This is a genomic window from Variovorax sp. OV084 (assembly GCF_900111625.1).
GTDB lineage: Bacteria > Pseudomonadota > Gammaproteobacteria > Burkholderiales > Burkholderiaceae_C > Variovorax.
The window spans coordinates 98,512-114,780 of the sequence record NZ_FOII01000018.1; the positions used below are offsets into that span (position 1 = coordinate 98,512).

Below are 16,269 nucleotides of genomic sequence, written 5' to 3' on the forward strand. Positions count from 1 at the left end.
ATGAGGGGAAGTCTCCTCCTGCAAGGCTATGGCGTAAATGTCATATAAGCCACCTTTCAGGACATCCGGCGCTTCAGGCCGTGGCGGCCTCTTTCCGGGCCACTCGGCGCACGCTCTGCGGCGGTTGCCCCAGCGTGCGCAGGAAGGCGCGGCGCATGCGCTCGGGGTCGCCGAAGCCCGTTTCGCGCGCGACCACGCCTAGCGCAAGGCTGCCCTCGTCGATCAGCGCGCGCGCCGCCTCCACGCGCAGGTTCTCGACCGCATGCGCGGGCGAATGCCCGGTCTCTGCCTTGAAGGCGCGGCTGAACTGGCGCGGGCTCAGGTGCGCGACCTCGGCCAGTTCCTCCACCGAAAGCGTCTCGCGCAGGTTGGCGCGCGCATGCACCAGCGCCTTCTGGATGCGATCGGACTTGGGTTCCAGCTCGAGCAGCGCGGAGTACTGCGACTGCCCGCCCGCGCGGCGGTGATACACGACCAGCTTCCTCGCCGCGAACCGGGCAGCCTCCACGCCGAGGTCGTCCTCCACCAGTGCCAGCACGAGATCGATGCCGGCCGTCATGCCGGCCGAGGTCCACACCGGCCCGTCGTTGATGAAGATGCGGTCGGGCTGCACCCTGATGGCGGGATGGCGCTTCTGCAGCTCGCCCGCAAAGGACCAGTGCGTGGTCGCCCGGCGTCCGTCGAGCAGGCCTGCATCTGCCAGCCCGAAGGCGCCGGTGCAGATGCTGGCCACACGGCGCGCATTGCGCAGCCCCGCACGCAGAAAGCGGCGCATCTTCTCGGACGTGGGCGCGATGAAGAGCGCGCCGCTCATCACCAGCGTGTCGAACTTCGCCGTGCCGAAGCGCTTGCTGTCGGTGGCCACGCCCGACGAGCTGGTCACGAGGCCGCCCTCTTCCGACAGCAGCTCGACCTTGTAGACCGCCTTGCCGGCATGGATGTTGGCAAGCTCGAACGCCGCGATCGCCGCGAGGTCGAGGATCTGGAAGCCGGGGAAGACGAGCACGCCGATGCGTTTCATGGCCATGTCCTGAAAAGAGGGTTGCACTGAATGACAGACGCGAGGCTAGACGACCTGCGCTGACCGCGTTGGAGTGAGGGATACGCAGCACGGCCTTCCCGCGCGGCGATGGGTGCCGCCACCAATCAGCAAGCGCCAACCCGGCCGCGTCGTCCCACAATGGGTGCTCCCCATGACGCACCCGACAACAACGAACGCAACAAACGCCCCGCCAGCCGAGTCGGGCGCCCACACCCACTGGCAGCGCAACCTCGCCGTCTGCATGTTCGGCTCCTTCACCACCATCATCGCGATGACGCTGCTGCTGCCCTTCCTGCCGCTGTACGTCGAGCAGCTCGGCGTGAAGGACCATGCGGCCATCGTGCAGTGGTCGGGCGCGGCTTACGGTGCCACCTTCTTCAGCGCCGCGCTGGTCGCGCCGCTGTGGGGCCGGCTGGCCGACCGCTACGGGCGCAAGCCGATGCTGATCCGCGCGAGCCTCGGCATGGCGGTGGCGATGGCGCTGATCGGCCTTGCGGGCAACGTGTGGCAGCTCGTGGGGCTGCGGCTGCTGGCGGGGCTGCTCGGCGGCTATGCCTCGGGCTCGATGGTGCTGGTCGCAACGCAGACGCCCAAGGACCGCACCGGCTGGGCGCTGGGCACGATGTCGTCGGCCATCATGGCGGGCAACCTCGTGGGGCCGCTGGTGGGTGGCGTGCTGCCGCCGCTGGTCGGCATTCGCAACACCTTCTTCGCGGCGGGCGCGATGATCTTCGTGGCCTTTCTCGCAACGGCCTTCCTCATCCGCGAAGAGAAGAAGGCGCCTTCCGCATCGAAGCAACGCGGCGCCTCCGACGACACCGGCTGGGCCGCCGTGCCCGACAAGCGACCGCTGGTCGCGATGCTCTTCACCGGCATGCTGCTGATGCTCGCGAACATGTCGATCGAGCCGATCATCACCGTCTACGTTGCCACGCTGGTCGAAGACCCGAACCGCGTGACGATGATGGCCGGCCTCGTGATGTCGGCAGCGGCGCTCGGTAGCATCCTCTCGGCCTCGTGGCTGGGCAAGCTGGCCGACCGCGTGGGTCACTGGAACGTGATCGTCGGCTGCCTTGCGGTGTCGGCACTGCTGCTGGTGCCGCAGGCTTTCGTCAGCTCGGGCTGGCAGCTGGTGGTGCTGCGCTTTCTGATGGGGCTGTCGCTCGGCGGGCTGCTGCCCTGCATCGCGAGCGTGATCCGCCACAACGTGCCCGAACGCGTGGCGGGCAACATGCTCGGCTACTCGACTTCTGCGCAGTACACGGGCCAGGTCGCGGGGCCGCTGCTCGGCGGCTTCGTGGGCGGGCACATCGGCATGCGCGCCGTGTTCCTCGGCACCTGCGTGCTGATGGCCGCGGGCGCCGGGTGGAACTGGCTGGCGAAGCGGCGCTGAAGAAGCACCGCTGCGCCCTCCTCCCTACTCGCTGATGGTCACGCTGCTGTAGGCGGCGTCGGCCTTGATCTCCGATTCGGAGAACGGCAGGCGCAGCCACTGCCCGGCGCTGTAGGCGCGTGTGTAGTCGGCGTTGTGCGGCGATGCCGGATCGTCCGACAGCGAGAAGGTGAGGAAGGTGTGAGCCTCGACGCCTCCTGCGGGGAAACGCACGATCTGCATGTAGCTGTTGCCGTTGGGGTTCGCGTCCATGGTGTAGCCGCCCTTGTCGAGCCGGTTCTCCGAGCAAAGGATCGTGAAGTAGCCCTGGCCGTCGCAGCCGCCCGACAGCGGGATCTTCTGGCCGTTGCGCGTCACGAACAGCGTGTCGCCGCGCGGCGCGTCGAGCGCGTAGCCGCTGGCCTGCACGCGCAGCACCGCCGCGCCGAAGGCCTGCCGCAGGTCCTCGGCAGCCGAAGTCTTCAGGCCGCTCGGTGTGTTGATCGGATCGCTCGCGCTGAAAGGCACTTCATAGAGCCTGTCCGCGGGCAGCCGCGAGGCACGCGCCCAGAACTCGTCCCACACATGGGCGCCGCGCGCCGAGGCCAGGCCGGTGTTGTTCCACGCCTTCAGCACCGCGCATGCGGGTCCGGTGTCGACGCTGCGCGGCGGCGAGAACACCTCACCGGTCTGCGCATCGCCCGTCACGGCAATGCGCGGCACGCCGCACACCAGTTCCAGCGCACGGGCCTTGAACAGTTCTGCTGTGTAGGCGCGGCTGCCGAGCGTCGCACGCTCGACGGCATCGACCGTTGCGCCCTTGCTCGTGTCTTTCGCAATGAGATGGCCGAGCCGCGTGCGGAATGTCTGCGCGTTGCTGCCCGTCGGGCCGAAGATGGCCGGGTACCCCGTGAGCGGCGCCTTCGGGTTGGCGAGCCAGTAGCTGTCGTTCATGTTGGCGACGTAGTCGTCGCGCAGCAGGCTCGGCATGCGCGAAGGGCCGACTGCCCCCTTCTGCACCGAGTCGGCGTCGCTCTGCCAGTCGCAGGCACTGCGCGAGCCGTCGAACACCGGCACGCGCGGCAGCGCGGCCGCCATCGCCTTACCGGCGGGCGTGGTGCAGCCAGCCATCTGCTCGGGCGACACGTTGGGCACCGCGCCGATGTCCGCATACCAGGCCTTGGCGCTGCCACGGCCCACGGCCACGGTGTTGACCCAGGGAATAGCGGCCTCTTCGCGCTGGATGGCGATGAGCTCGTCGAGCGATTTCGCCTGCGCCCAGCGCAGCCAGGTGCGGAAGGTGCGGTAGTTGTCGGCGTTGATGTCGCGGATGGCGAAGGCCATGCTCTGGCTCCAGGCCAGCGCCGGGTTGATCGCGCCCAGGTTCACCAGCGGGCCGTATTCGGAGGTGTAGAGCGTGCGCGTCACCGGCTCGACCTTGCCAGAGGCCTGCTTCACGTTCACGGTGACGGTGCTGGCCTGCATCTTCACCACGCGACCGTCGCGCAGGTAGCTCGTTGCGTCACCCGGAGCGAGCTGCAATTGAAAGAGACCGAAGCGCCGCGCCGCCGACACCGTGTGGCTCCACGCGATGTTGTCGTTGAAGCCGATCAGGATCACCGGCACGCCGAGGAAGGAAGTGCCGCTGACGTCGAGTTGCCCCGGAATGGTGAGCTGCGCCTGATAGAAGCGATCAGGCCCGCGCCAGTACCAGTGCGGGTTGCCGAACAGCAGCGGGCTCGCGTCGCCGGTGGCGGCCGTGCCGAAGCCGATCATGTTGCTGCCCACGCCCGCCTCGCCGCCGACCTGCAACGCCAGCGGCTGCGCGCCGTGCTCCTCGCGCGACGACACCTTGGCGGCAGGCGGCGCCGCATTCGCGATGTTCGAGAGGAAGTTGCTGTAGCCCGCCGCCAGATTGGTGGCGTACATGCGGCGGTAGATGTCGTCGGCGCTCACCGGCCGCACCCACGCCTCGTTGCGGCAGGCCGCATGTGCGTTGCCTGCACCGGCACCAGCCTTCAGCTCGCGCACGTAGCGGTTGTAGCCAGCGGCAAAGCCTTCGACCATGCCGCGGATGCTGGCCGGCTGCGCGCGGGCCATGGCCCCCACCACGTCGGCCGTGATCACGTGCTTGTGGAAGAAGTCGGAGTCGATGTTCCTGGGCTGGCCGATGGTGCTCTTGGCCGTCAACAGCGCCTCGGCGCCGAAGAACTGCGAACGCTCGCCGCGGTAGGTGAGAAAGCTGTCGGCCATGGTGCAGAGATCGTCCTGCGCCTGCGCATAGCCGTAGCCATAGCCGGCACCGGCCCAGTCGTCGGCCTTGATGTGCGGCACGCCCATGGCGGTGCGGCGGATCTCGGCCTTGTAGCTGCCGTGCGGGGGCGTTGAACGGTCGGTAATGCCGGTGCAGGCCACGAGGGCCATGGCAACCGACACGAGAAAAAGCGACCCGAGGCCGCACTTGAATTTCGAGCGCATGCAGTGTTCCTGTTGTGTATGAGGAACGCAGCTGCGTGGGCAATGAGCGTGCGTGGCGCGTTCGGCGGCAATCTTAAGACGGGCGACGCGAACGCCTCGCACGCGCGCCCTTCTTTACATTGACGCCAGCCCCTGCTGATGACCCCAGACGTGCGAGGCGCCGTCGTCGGCGGTCACGCGCACCTGGCTCGCCAGGAAGGACGGCGACAGGCCGAAGTAGCGCTGGAAGGTGCGGCTCATGTGCGCCGCGTCGGTGAAGCCGCTGACCAGCGCCACGTCGGTAAGTGGGCGCCGCACGGTGAACTGCTGCACCGTGCGCCGCACCTTGGTCCACAGCGCATAGCGCTTGACCGACGCCCCCACCTGCCGGGCGAACAGGTGCGTGAGCCGGTCGGGCGAGAGGCAGGCCACCGCCGACAGGTCGCGCAGCGGAATCTGCCCCGCATGCGCGCGGATGGCCTGCAGCACGCGTTCGATGCGCGGGTCGATGGCCGCTTCGCTCTCGGGGAATTCGTTGATGGCCTCGACCAGCTTCACGCTGAGCACCCGCAGCCCGCGGCTGCAAAGCGCGCCGTGCTGCGCCGGATCGAAATCGTCGCGCAGCCGGCCGAAGCGGCGCGCATCGATCGGCAGGATGCCGTGGCCGCCCATGCGCTTTGCAAGCATGCGGTAGGCGCTCGACGCCGGATCGAGATTGAGCGACAGCAGCCCGCAGCCATCGACGTCGAGCCGGCGCGACACGTGCGGAGCGACCAGCGCCGCGGTGCAGTGCACGCGTGTGCCATCGACCGCCTCCAGCGCGAAGGGATGCCCGCTGATCGACGCCAGCAGCGTGGCCGACGAGCGGGCCGTCAGGCCCGACTGGATCGCCGGCGTGATGTAGAGGAACCGGTCATCCCACAGGTGCAGGAAGTTTTGCGTTGCCATGCCGTATCACTTTTGTTTTTGTCTCCAGCGGCGGATTCTCCCGCATCGGAACAGCCATGGGCTGCACATGCTGGCGCACCGCCTCCAGCAGCAGCGTGGCCAGCCGGCCCACCGGGGCCTCGGAGTGGGCCTGCGCGCGATAGAGCACGAGCGATATCTGCGGCAGTGCCGGCAGGGACAGCATCGTGCGATCGATGATGCGCACGTGCGATGGCAGCCCGAAAGGCGTGCGCACCGTGAGGCCCAGGCCGGCCGAGGCAGCGGCCCACAGCGCGGCCAGACTGGCGCTGCCGAAGGCCCGGCGCCATGGCACGCCGGCACGGTCGAGCGCAGTGATGACGATCTCGCGCAGCGGGCACGGGGCGTCGAGCATGATGAGCGGCAACGGCTCCTTGCTCTTGGCCTGGCGCGTGCCGGTGCCGCGGTACTCGCGCTGCGTCCACCAGTCGGCCTCGACCCGGTCGGGCGCCTTGGGGCCGATCCACAGCAGGGGCAAGCGCGCCACGCGCTCGGCATACGGCGACAGGGGCTGGTCGCCCGCGTCCCATGCCAGCGCCAGGTCGAGCTGGCCGAGTTCGAGCCGCTCCCGCAGCTCGCCGCTGCGCGCCACGCAGGCCTCGATGCGCACCTTGGGATGCGCGCGCGCGAAGCGGCCGAGCACGGCAGGCAGCAGCGTCTCGCCGAAGTCTTCCTGCAGGCCGAGGCGCACCCAGCCCTGCAGGTCGGCGCCGCGCATGGCGGCGCTGGCTTCTTCATTCAGTTCGAGCATGCGGTGCGCATAGGCCAGCAGCGTTTCGCCGGCGTCGGTTAGCTCCAACCCGCGGCCGGCCTTGCGGAACAGCACGGTGCCGGCCTGCGATTCCAGCTTCTTCAGCTGCGCGCTCACTGCTGAAGTCGAGCGGCCCAGCTTGTCGGCGGCACGCGCATAGCTGCCGAGCGCGATGCCGGTGGAGAAAGTGCGCAGCACGTCGAGATCGAACATCACCTGGCTCATGTCGGGGCTCCTTCTTGACCGTCCTGTTTTTCAGGATGATTGGCGCATTATTTTCTGATTTTCAAAACCTTGTCGGCGGCGGACACTGCGCCCAACATGACGCAATCTCCCTCTTCCTCCTCTACGTTCTCGCCGCGCCACCGCTGGAAGGTGCTGACTGCCGGCGTGGCCGCCAACGCGGCGTTCTCCGTGGCCTTCAGCGGCATCCCGATGACCGCCGTGCTCATGCGCACCGGCTACCAGCTCGACAACGCCACGCTCGGGCTGGTGCTCGGCCTCATGGGGCTAGGCATCGCGGTGAGCGAGTTGCCATGGGGCCTGCTGACCGACCGCTGGGGCGACCGGCCGGTGCTGCTGATGGGCCTGGGCAGCACGGCCATCGCGCTCGTGGCTATGGCGCTGTGGGCCGCACCAGCGGCGGGGCACATTCCCGGCCTGGGCTGGCTCGGCGCCGGGCTGCTGCTGGTCGGCCTGCTTGGCGGCAGCGTCAACGGTGCCAGTGGCCGCGCGGTGATGACGTGGTTCGACGCCAGCGAGCGCGGCCTCGCGATGAGCATCCGGCAGACGGCCGTGCCACTGGGCGGCGGCATCGGCGCGCTGGTGCTGCCTTTCGTCGCCCTGCACTTCGGCTTTGCCGCGCTGTACGGCCTGCTCGCGCTGTTGTGCGCGCTGAGCGCGGCGATGAGCTGGGCGTGGGTGCACGAGCCACCCATTGCGCCGCGCGGCAACAAGACCGTGGAAGCGGCCGCACCCAAGAGTGGTCCACTGCGCGACGTGCGCGTGTGGCGCATCGTGGCCGGCATCGGCATCCTCTGCGCGCCGCAGTTCGCGGTGCTGTCCTTCGGCACCGTGTTCCTGCACGACTTTGGCCATGCGGGCTTCGCGACGATCACCGCGACCATGGTGTTCACGCAGGTCGGCGCGATGGTCATGCGCGTGTGGAGCGGTCGCTGGACCGACCGGCGGCGCAACCGGCCGGCCTACCTGCGGGCTTGCAGTGCGCTCAGCGTGCTGCTGTTCGCTGGCCTCGCGGTGCTGGTGATGGTCTCGGGCACGCATGCCGCCGATTCAGTTGCGCTGCGCATCGCGCTGGTCGTGCTGCTGGGCGTGAGCGGCGTGTGCGTGTCGGCCTGGCACGGCGTGGCCTACACCGAACTCGCCACGCTGGCCGGTGCAGCCCGCGCCGGCACGGCATTGGGCATGGCCAACACCAGTGTGTTCCTGGTGTGCTTCGTCACGCCGTTTTCCATTCCGTACCTGCTGGCGCTACAGGGCTGGCCGATGGTGTGGCTGGCGGCCAGCGCCTGCGCGCTGGTGGCGATGCCGCTGCTGGTGCCGCGGCCCGCCGTTGCGGATCAAAAAGTCGCGAAGGCCGCGTTGAGCCGGTCGACGTAGGCACGCTTGGCAGCCGCGTCGATGAAGCTGCCTTCGAAGCTGTTCGCCGCGAGCTGCCAGGCCTGTTGCACATTGAGCCCGGTGGCCGCGAAGGTCTGCGTGAAGTTCTGGTTCATGTAGCCGCCGAAGTAGGCCGGGTCGTCCGAGTTGACGGTGGCGACCAGGCCCGCGCCCAGCAGCGCGCCAAGGTTGTGCTGCGACAGGTCCGGGAACACGCAGAGCTTGAGATTCGACAGCGGGCACACGGTGAGCGGAATGCGGTCTTGCGCGAGCCGCTTCATCAGCGCAGGGTCCTTGGTGCTTTGCACGCCGTGGTCGACACGCTCGACCTTGAGCACGTCGAGCGCGCTCCACACATAGGCCGGCGGGCCCTCTTCGCCCGCATGCGCGACAAGGTGAAAGCCAAGCTCGCGGCAGCGTGCGAACACGCGCGCGAACTTCTCTGGCGGATGGCCGACTTCGCTCGAATCGAGCCCCACGCCGATGAATTTGTCGCGGAATGGCAGCGCCTGCTCCAGCGTCTCGAAGGCTTCTTCCTCGCTCAGGTGCCGCAGGAAACACAGGATGAGCGTGGCGCTCACGCCCAGCTTCGGTTGCGCATCGACGCAGGCGCGGTGCAGTCCGTTGATTACCGTTTCCATCGACACGCCGCGCGCCGTGTGCGTCTGCGGGTCGAAGAACATCTCGGTGTGCACCACGTTGTCGGCCGCGGCGCGCTCCAGGTAGGCCCAGGCCATGTCGTAGAAATCCTGTTCCTTCAGCAGCACGCTGGCGCCGGCGTAGTAGATGTCGAGAAAGCTCTGCAGATTGGTGAAGGCGTAGGCCTTGCGCAATTCTTCGACGCTGGCGTAGGGAATGGACACGCCATTGCGCTGCGCGAGCGCGAAGATGAGCTCGGGTTCGAGCGAACCCTCGATATGCATGTGCAGTTCGGCCTTGGGCATGGCGCGCAGCAACTCGGGCAGGCGGTCGGCTGCGATGCGGTCGAAGCTCTTGTCGTAGGCGGGGCGGAAATCGGTCATGGTGGGGGACTCTGCTGCTGCGTTTTGATCCCGCACAGCATAAAGCCAGCCATGGCCGGCGCGATGCCTGAAACCGTATAGCCGTCAGTCAGTCGATGCTGCGCGCCGAACTGGTCAGCGAGCGCGCGCACAGCAGCAGCGTGGGCGCCAGCTTGCGCACGGCTTCGTCGATCGTCCAGCGGCTGGTAGGCGCCACGATGTGCACCGAGGCCACCGGCCGCCCCTGGCTGCCCAGCACGGGCGCCGCGATGGTCATGTCGCCGAGGAACAGCTCCTCGGCATTGGTGGCAAAGCCCTGCAGCCGCGCCTGGCGCAACGTTTCGAGGATTGCGTCCACATCGGTGCACGTGTGCATGGTGTGGGCCACGCGGTCGGAGGCCTCGATGAGCGAGCGCGCCTCTTCCTCGGGCAGCGCACTCAAAAAAGCGCGCCCCGAAGCCGTGCAGTACATGGGAATGCGGCTGCCGATGGGCATGTGCACCGGCACGAACTGCGCGCTGACGAAACGCGCCACGTAGACCATGTCGAGCCCGTCGGGCTCGGTGAGGCAGGAGGTTTCCGTCGTCACCTTGGTCAGCTCCGACAGGAAGGGGTTGGCCATGTCGATCAGCGAATGGGCCGCCAGGTAGTTGAAGCCGATTTCCATCACGCGCGGCGTGAGCTGGTAGCGCCGCGTCTTCGGGTGCTTGCGCACGTAGCCCAGTTTTTCGAGCGTGAAGACCATGCGCTGGGCCGAGCTCTTGGTGATGTCGGTGGCCTCGGCCACGTCGGCCAGCGTCATGGTGCGCCGCCGTGCGCTGAAGGCGCGCAGCACGGCCAGGCCCTTCTCCAGCGACTGGTTGAAAAGCAGGCTCTGGCTGTCTTCGGGGGCTGTGTCGGGTGTGGCGTCCATGGCGCTGGAGTATAGCTACAGTCTCTTGAAATATCGAATATCGATTCTTAAAACACGACTAGTGGTTTTCATTTATTGATTAGAGATTCAAAAGAATCGACTATTGGCATGCATGTTGCATCGCAGGGTGCATCACCTTTTTCCGTTCCCTTTCCGTTCATTTCCACTTTTCAACGTCCTTTTCCTCCGAGGAGTGCTTCCATGAATCGCATCGTTCGCCGCCTTCACCGCCTGGCCCTGGGTCTTTGCATCGCCGGGACCGCCTCGCTGGCCATGGCACAAGGCGCCACCCCGACCTACAACGTGGGCGCCACCGCCACCGGCGTGCCCTTCACCTTCCTCGACGTGAAGACCAACACCATCCAGGGAATGATGGTCGACACCGTCACTGCCGTAGGCAAGGCGGGCGGCTTCAACGTCAACGTGCAGCAGACGGTGTTCTCGGCGCTGATTCCCTCGCTCACGGCCCGCAAGATCGACATCGTCTCGGCGGCCATGCTCAAGACAGCGGCGCGCCAGGAAGTGGTCGACTTCAGCGACCCGGTGTATTCGTACGGCGAGGGCCTGATCGTCAAGGCCGACGACACCCGCGCGTATGTCTCGCTCGACGAGCTCAAGGGCGAAGTGGTGGGCGCGCAGGTCGGCACCGTGTTCCTCGACATGCTGAACAAGAAAGGCATCTTCAAGGAAGTGCGCAGCTACGACTCGGTGGCCGACATGACGCGCGACCTTTCGCTCGGACGCATCAAGGCAGGGCTGGGCGACCAACCCATCATGGCCTACCAGATCCGCCAGAACACCTTCCCCGGCGTGAAGCTGGTCGACAGCTACAAGGCCGTGAACGTGGGCGATGTGTGCCTGGTGGTGCGCAAGGGCGACACCGAGACGATGGCCCGCATCAACAAGGCCATTGCCGCCGTGAAGGCTGACGGCACGCTCGCCAAGATCGTCCAGAAATGGGGGATCTGATGCACACCCCCAGGCTTCGCGCACTTCGTGTCGCTTCGCCAACCCCCTTGCAGGGGGCAACACCTGCCGCCCGGCAAAGCCGGTTCCGCGGTGTTCCCCGAATGGGCCTGACTGCGTCGGCCGACCAGTTCGATGTGCCGCGCATCAAGCGACGAGGCTGATGCAGATGGCTGCTCCCACCTTTCTACAGAACGCGCAGGACTTCCTGCCGATCCTCCTGCAGGGCGCGGTGGTCACCGTACAGGTTACGGTGCTCGCCTTTCTGCTGAGCAGCGCGCTCGGCCTGGCGCTCGCGCTGATGAAGCTGTCGCCCGTGCGCGCCCTCTCGTGGGCCGCCACGGTGGCCATCAACGTGATTCGCGGGCTGCCGATCATCGTGCAGCTCTTCTATATCTACTTCGTGCTGCCGGAGTTCGGCGTGCAGCTCACGGCCTTCCAGGCCGGCGTGATCGGGCTGGGCATTGCCTACTCGGCGTACCAGGCCGAGAACTTCCGCGCCGGCATCGAGGCGGTCGATCCGGGCCAGCGCGAGGCCGCGCAGGCCATGGGCATGCGCTCGGCGCTGATCATGCGGCGCGTGATATTGCCGCAAGCCTTTCGCATCGCGCTGCCGCCCTACGGCAACACGCTGGTGATGATGCTGAAGGACTCCTCGCTGGTCTCGACCATCACCGTGGCCGAAATGACGCGCGCCGGCCAGCTCATCGCCTCGTCGACCTTCCAGAACATGACGGTCTACACGCTGGTCGCGCTGCTCTACCTGTTGATGAGCCTGCCGCTGGTCTACGGCCTGCGTCGGCTAGAGAAGCGCTTTGCCGCCGGGAGAAAACAACCATGATCCACGTCGAAGGACTGGAAAAGCGCTTCGGCACGCACCGCGTGCTGCAGGGTGTGAGCCTGAACGTGGACAAGGGCGAGGTCGTGTGCCTGATCGGCCCTTCGGGCTCGGGCAAGTCGACGGTGCTTCGCTGCATCAACGGGCTGGAGTCGTACGAAGGCGGCGAAGTGCGCGCCTTCGGCGAGCGGGTGGACCGCAACGCGCCCAACATCCACCGGCTGCGCAGCCGCATGGGCATGGTGTTCCAGCGCTTCAACCTGTTCCCGCACCGCACCGTGCTGGAGAACGTGATGGAAGGCCCGGTCTACGTGCTGCGCCAGAACGCGGCGCAGGCGCGCGAAGAAGCGCTGGCGCTGCTGGCCAAGGTGGGGCTGGCCGAGAAGGCACAGGCGTATCCGGCCCAGCTCTCGGGTGGGCAGCAGCAGCGCGTGGCAATCGCCCGCGCGCTCGCGATGAAGCCCGAGGCCATGCTGTTCGACGAGCCCACATCGGCGCTCGACCCCGAGCTGGTCGGCGACGTGCTCGGCGTGATGCGCGCACTGGCCGACGAGGGCATGACGATGATCGTGGTCACGCACGAGATGGGCTTTGCGCGCGAAGTGGCCGACCGCGTGTGCTTCCTGCACAGCGGCAGCATCGTCGAGGAAGGCCCTTCCGCGCAGGTGCTGGGCGCGCCGCGCCAGGCGCGTACGCAAGACTTTCTGCGGCGCGTGCTGCACCCCTCCGGTGCCGTGGCGTCCGCGGAGGTGCGCGCATGAGCGTTCGCGCGTTGCCTCCTTCGCTCTGGGCCGACACCGCGCCACCCGCTCCACCGACACCGCCGCTGACCGAATCGCGCAAGGCCGACGTGCTGATCGTCGGCGGCGGCTTCACCGGCCTCTCGGCTGCGCTGCACCTGGCCGAGGCCGGCGTGCAGGCCTGCGTGCTCGAGGCGCACGAACCCGGCTGGGGCGCGTCGGGGCGCAACGGCGGGCAGGTGAATCCTTCGCTCAAGCACGACCCCGATGAGCTGGTCCAGCTCTATGGCCATGCGCGTGCAGAGCCCTTGATCGATGCAGTCTCGCGCTCGGCCGACCTGGTGTTCGACCTGATCGCCCGCCACGGCATCGACTGCCAGCCGGTGCGCAAAGGCTGGATCCAGGCCGCATACGCACAGAAGGACGTGGCCGCGCTGCATGCGCGCGCCGAGCAGTGGGCGAAGCGTGGCGTGACGACACTGCAGCTCGACCGCGCCGCCGTCAGCGCGCGACTCGGCACCGAAGCCTTTGCCGGCGGCTGGCTCGACGGCCGCGCTGGCAGCATCCAGCCGTTGGCCTACACGCGCGGGCTGGTGCGCGCCGCGCAGGCCGCGGGCGCTGCCGTGCACGGCGGCACCGAAGTCACGGCGCTGGAGCGCCGCGGCACGCACTGGCATGCGAGCACATCGACTGGCGCGAGCGTCACCGCCGAGCAGGTCCTCATCGCGACCAACGGCTACACCGGCGCGCTGTGGCCGAAGCTGTCGAGCACCGTGCTGGCCGCCAACAGCTTCATCGTCGCGACCGAACCGCTCAAAGGCGCAGCGGCCGACGCCATTCTTCCGGGCGGCGAAACCGCCTCGACCTCGCAGCGCTTGCTGCTCTACTTTCGCAAGGACGCGCAGGGCCGCCTGCTGATGGGCGGGCGCGGCCACTTTGCCGATCCGGCCGGGCCCACGGATTTCGCGCACCTCGAACGTTCGCTCGAACTGCTGTTTCCCCAACTGGGGCCGCTGCGCTACGAGTACCGCTGGGCCGGCCGCATCGCGGTCACGCGCGACTTCATGCCGCACGTGCACACGCCCGCGCCGGGCGTGACGGTGGCGCTGGGCTACAACGGACGCGGCATCGCGCTGGCCACGAGCATGGGCAAGCACGTGGCGGCGCGACTGGTCGAAGCGGGCGCCGATTTTCCGTACCCGGTAACGCCGATCCAGCCGATTCCACTGCACGGATTGCAGCGCTTCTACGTGGCGGGCGGCGTGGCCTGGTACAGCCTGCTCGACCGGCTGGCCTGAACGCGCTCAGCCCTTGTCCGACTTGCCTGCCGCGTCGGCGAACTTGCTCAGCAGCCGGTCGACCATCCACGGCCGGCTGTCGCGATCCTCGGCCGCTTCCTTGCGGCGGATCGCGTCGCGCACGACGATGGAGCCGATGTAGCGGATCGGCTCGGGCGGAAACTGCCCCAGCGGCCCCTGGATGAGCGGGCTGCGCGTCCAGGCGTTGTCCTCGTCCAGCAGCAGCGAAGAGAGGATCTGCCCACCCATGTAGGTCGGCCCCACGCCGTTGCCCGAGTAGCCGAAACCGTAGTAGATGTGCGGCGCGCCGTTGAGCTTGCCGAAGAACGGGAAGCCGGTGACGGAGCGGTCCGACGGCCCGTTCCAGCTCGCGGTCACCGGCACGTCGCGCAGCGAAGGAAAGAAGCCATGCAGCGCGCGCGTGAGCTCGGCCTCATAAGGTGAGCGCTGGTCGAACACCGGCGCGATGCGCCCGCCCCAGGTGAAGGTGTTGCCGCCCTTGCCCAGCATCAGGCGGCCGTCCACGGTGGTGCGGTAGTAATAGACGAAGGTGCGCGAATCGAGCACCGAGACGCCATCGACCAATCCCGTCGCGCGCAGCAGCTCGGGGCATTTTTCCGTGATGACCATGTCGCTCGACACGATGGCGATCGTGCGCTCGAACTGAGGCAAGGCACTGGCCATCCACGCATTCATCGCCAGCACCAGCTTCGGCGCCTCGATGCTGCCGGCCGGCGTACGCACTGTGACCGGATGGCCTTGCGTGAAGTCGATCATCGGGCTGCGCTCGTAGATGCGAATGCCCATGCCCAGCGCCACGCGCCTCAGCCCGCGCACCAGCTTGCCCGGATGCACGGTCGCGGCGATGGGCGAATACACGCCTGCCAGGTTGCGCGCGGAACCCGAGCGGCGCGCGACTTCTTCGGGCGGCAGCGTGCGGTAAGAATGAATGCCGCAGTCCTCCAGCCCCTTCATCACGGGGTCGAGCGCGCCGACCTGGGCCTGCGAGGTTGCGGTGTAGAGCGTGCCGTCCTGCCGCAGCTCGGCATCGATACCCTGCGCGCGGCAGAAGTCGGCGATGTGCTGCACCGCATCTTCCGAGGCCCTGACGAGGCGGATGGCCTCGGCTTCGCCGAACAGTCGGCGCAGCGTGAAGAACTTGGTCGACCACGTCAGCAGGCAGCCGCCGTTGCGCCCACTCGCACCGGAGCCGCAGAGATCGCTCTCGACGATGGCGATGTCGAGCGCCGGGTTGCGTTGCTTCGCCTGGATCGCGGTCCACAGCCCGGTGAAGCCGCCACCAACGATGCAGACGTCGGCGCGCTGTGCGCCCTGCAGTGCAGGTGCGAGGTCGCCGTCGTTGAAGAGGGCCTGTTCGATCCAGAAGGGGCGCATGTCGGAAGGCTCTCGGTTTCAGGTTATGGCTGCGGCGTGGCAGCCTGCCTCGACGCGAGCACCATGTGCCGCGCGTAGTGCATCAGGTCGGGCGTCTTCGCATCGGCACACTTGGCGCTGTCGTCCCAGCGGCGCAGGCGCACCGCGTCGAGCGCATGCGGTAGCGCTTCGAACTGCCTTGCCTGTGCTTCGTCGAACACGCCGCCCTGCAGCACCAGGCTGCGCTGCGAATCGGCCGACAGCGCTTCGAAATACCCCGGTTCACGCGCGCACAGGAAGCGCTTGGCGTCCACGTGCAGCCGGATCGGATCGAGCGTGGCCGGGCCGAACAGGTGCTTCAGGAAGGCGCGGCTGCGGTACTGGTGCAGGTCGTCCAGGCCCTGCTGCGTGGGCGTGCCATCCATGTCGTGCAGCAGGTGCCCCAGGTCGTGCAGCAGGCTTGCGGTGATGAGTTCGCTGGAGGCACCGGCCTGCTCGGCCAGGTGCGCGGACTGCAGCGCGTGCTGGAGCTGCGTGACGGGTTCACCGTCGTACTGCGCGTGGCCCTTGGCCTCGAACAGGGCGACGATGCCTTCCACGTCCAACGGTACAGCGAGCGATGCGGCGACTACCACGGCAACGAATAAGTCTTGGTATTGGTAAAGCTCTTCATGGCCTCGAGCACGCCTTCCTTGTATCCGAGGCCCGAGTCCTTGATGCCCCCGAAGGGCGTGAGCTCCAGGCGATAGCCCGGCACCTCGCGCACGTTGACGCTGCCCACGTTCAGCTCGCGGATGAAGCGCGTGATGTAGTCCATGCGGTTCGTGCACACCGCAGACGACAGCCCGTAGGCCGTGCCGTTGGAGATGCGGATCGCCTCCTCGATCGTCCTGAAGCGGATCACCGGCGACACCGGCCCGAAGGTCTCGTG

At 67.7% G+C, this 16,269-nt stretch carries 15 protein-coding genes; 6 read left to right on the top strand and 9 right to left on the bottom strand.

The genetic code is table 11. The features are described 5' to 3' along the window. Positions 1–73: 73 nt before the first annotated feature. The gene (locus tag BMW87_RS28920) at positions 74–1,021 is read right to left on the bottom strand and encodes a GlxA family transcriptional regulator (RefSeq protein ID WP_093080864.1); all 948 of its coding nucleotides are present in this window, start codon (positions 1,019–1,021) and stop codon (positions 74–76) included. A gap of 172 nt (positions 1,022–1,193) precedes the next feature. Between BMW87_RS28920 and BMW87_RS28925 the strand changes: the two genes are divergently transcribed. Beyond that, positions 1,194–2,435 carry an MFS transporter gene (locus tag BMW87_RS28925; protein ID WP_093080866.1) on the top strand — a complete coding sequence of 414 codons (1,242 nt, stop codon included), beginning with the start codon at positions 1,194–1,196 and terminating at the stop codon, positions 2,433–2,435. Between the two features lie 24 nt (positions 2,436–2,459). Here the strand turns inward: BMW87_RS28925 and BMW87_RS28930 are convergent, their stop codons facing one another. From BMW87_RS28930 to BMW87_RS28940, 3 genes are all read right to left on the bottom strand, one after another. Further along, positions 2,460–4,892, bottom strand: a complete 2,433-nt coding sequence (locus tag BMW87_RS28930; RefSeq protein WP_093080869.1) for a penicillin acylase family protein — start codon at positions 4,890–4,892, stop codon at positions 2,460–2,462. Positions 4,893–5,006: 114 nt separating this feature from the next. Next, the gene (locus BMW87_RS28935; protein WP_093080871.1) at positions 5,007–5,819 is read right to left on the bottom strand and encodes a helix-turn-helix domain-containing protein; all 813 of its coding nucleotides are present in this window, start codon (positions 5,817–5,819) and stop codon (positions 5,007–5,009) included. Beyond that, positions 5,785–6,813: a LysR substrate-binding domain-containing protein gene (locus BMW87_RS28940; RefSeq protein WP_093080874.1), complete on the bottom strand. Its 1,029-nt coding sequence runs from the start codon at positions 6,811–6,813 to the stop codon at positions 5,785–5,787. Before BMW87_RS28940 ends, BMW87_RS28935 begins: the two co-directional genes overlap by 35 nt. A 96-nt stretch (positions 6,814–6,909) precedes the next feature. Here BMW87_RS28940 and BMW87_RS28945 point away from each other — a divergent pair, with 96 nt between their 5' ends. Further along, the gene (locus BMW87_RS28945) at positions 6,910–8,208 is read left to right on the top strand and encodes an MFS transporter (protein ID WP_093080901.1); all 1,299 of its coding nucleotides are present in this window, start codon (positions 6,910–6,912) and stop codon (positions 8,206–8,208) included. Here the strand turns inward: BMW87_RS28945 and BMW87_RS28950 are convergent. After that, on the bottom strand, positions 8,169–9,230 hold the full coding sequence (locus BMW87_RS28950; protein WP_093080876.1) for an adenosine deaminase: 1,062 nt from the start codon (positions 9,228–9,230) through the stop codon (positions 8,169–8,171). The two genes, BMW87_RS28945 and BMW87_RS28950, sit on opposite strands and share 40 nt — an antisense overlap. Before the next feature lie 88 nt (positions 9,231–9,318). Next, the gene (locus BMW87_RS28955) at positions 9,319–10,122 is read right to left on the bottom strand and encodes an IclR family transcriptional regulator (protein ID WP_093058521.1); all 804 of its coding nucleotides are present in this window, start codon (positions 10,120–10,122) and stop codon (positions 9,319–9,321) included. A 201-nt stretch (positions 10,123–10,323) separates the two neighbouring features. Between BMW87_RS28955 and BMW87_RS28960 the strand changes: the two genes are divergently transcribed. The 4 genes from BMW87_RS28960 to BMW87_RS28975 all read left to right on the top strand — a co-directional run bounded on the left by BMW87_RS28960 (position 10,324) and on the right by BMW87_RS28975 (position 13,964). Continuing rightward, positions 10,324–11,091, top strand: a complete 768-nt coding sequence (locus tag BMW87_RS28960; RefSeq protein WP_093080879.1) for an ABC transporter substrate-binding protein — start codon at positions 10,324–10,326, stop codon at positions 11,089–11,091. Between the two features lie 166 nt (positions 11,092–11,257). Further along, positions 11,258–11,929, top strand: a complete 672-nt coding sequence (ehuD, locus tag BMW87_RS28965) for an ectoine/hydroxyectoine ABC transporter permease subunit EhuD (protein WP_093058542.1) — start codon at positions 11,258–11,260, stop codon at positions 11,927–11,929. Next, on the top strand, positions 11,926–12,687 hold the full coding sequence (locus BMW87_RS28970) for an amino acid ABC transporter ATP-binding protein (protein ID WP_093058523.1): 762 nt from the start codon (positions 11,926–11,928) through the stop codon (positions 12,685–12,687). Before ehuD ends, BMW87_RS28970 begins: the two co-directional genes overlap by 4 nt. Next, entirely contained in the window at positions 12,684–13,964 is a 1,281-nt protein-coding gene (locus BMW87_RS28975; RefSeq protein ID WP_093080881.1) for an NAD(P)/FAD-dependent oxidoreductase, read from the top strand. The genes BMW87_RS28970 and BMW87_RS28975 overlap by 4 nt, the downstream gene beginning before the upstream one ends. A 6-nt stretch (positions 13,965–13,970) precedes the next feature. Here BMW87_RS28975 and BMW87_RS28980 read toward each other — a convergent pair whose 3' ends face one another. From BMW87_RS28980 to BMW87_RS28990, 3 genes are all read right to left on the bottom strand, one after another. Then, positions 13,971–15,359 (bottom strand): FAD-dependent oxidoreductase, encoded by a 1,389-nt coding sequence (locus BMW87_RS28980; protein WP_093058525.1) that lies wholly within the window; start codon positions 15,357–15,359, stop codon positions 13,971–13,973. A 23-nt stretch (positions 15,360–15,382) separates the two neighbouring features. Then, positions 15,383–15,973, bottom strand: a complete 591-nt coding sequence (locus BMW87_RS28985; RefSeq protein WP_371258868.1) for a phosphonate degradation HD-domain oxygenase — start codon at positions 15,971–15,973, stop codon at positions 15,383–15,385. Next, positions 15,967–16,269 (bottom strand): aldehyde dehydrogenase family protein (locus BMW87_RS28990; protein ID WP_143062621.1); only part of this gene is annotated, 303 nt, incomplete at its 5' end. The genes BMW87_RS28985 and BMW87_RS28990, both read right to left, overlap by 7 nt.

Coding starts and splice junctions, on each gene's coding strand:
- BMW87_RS28930 (WP_093080869.1), bottom strand. CDS start 4,892: ATGCGCTCGAAATTCAAGTGCGGCCTCGGGTCGCTTTTTCTCGTGTCG.
- BMW87_RS28955 (WP_093058521.1), bottom strand. CDS start 10,122: ATGGACGCCACACCCGACACAGCCCCCGAAGACAGCCAGAGCCTGCTT.
- BMW87_RS28970 (WP_093058523.1), top strand. CDS start 11,926: ATGATCCACGTCGAAGGACTGGAAAAGCGCTTCGGCACGCACCGCGTG.
- BMW87_RS28945 (WP_093080901.1), top strand. CDS start 6,910: ATGACGCAATCTCCCTCTTCCTCCTCTACGTTCTCGCCGCGCCACCGC.
- BMW87_RS28975 (WP_093080881.1), top strand. CDS start 12,684: ATGAGCGTTCGCGCGTTGCCTCCTTCGCTCTGGGCCGACACCGCGCCA.
- BMW87_RS28960 (WP_093080879.1), top strand. CDS start 10,324: ATGAATCGCATCGTTCGCCGCCTTCACCGCCTGGCCCTGGGTCTTTGC.
- ehuD (WP_093058542.1), top strand. CDS start 11,258: ATGGCTGCTCCCACCTTTCTACAGAACGCGCAGGACTTCCTGCCGATC.
- BMW87_RS28925 (WP_093080866.1), top strand. CDS start 1,194: ATGACGCACCCGACAACAACGAACGCAACAAACGCCCCGCCAGCCGAG.
- BMW87_RS28950 (WP_093080876.1), bottom strand. CDS start 9,230: ATGACCGATTTCCGCCCCGCCTACGACAAGAGCTTCGACCGCATCGCA.
- BMW87_RS28940 (WP_093080874.1), bottom strand. CDS start 6,813: ATGAGCCAGGTGATGTTCGATCTCGACGTGCTGCGCACTTTCTCCACC.
- BMW87_RS28980 (WP_093058525.1), bottom strand. CDS start 15,359: ATGCGCCCCTTCTGGATCGAACAGGCCCTCTTCAACGACGGCGACCTC.
- BMW87_RS28920 (WP_093080864.1), bottom strand. CDS start 1,021: ATGAAACGCATCGGCGTGCTCGTCTTCCCCGGCTTCCAGATCCTCGAC.
- BMW87_RS28935 (WP_093080871.1), bottom strand. CDS start 5,819: ATGGCAACGCAAAACTTCCTGCACCTGTGGGATGACCGGTTCCTCTAC.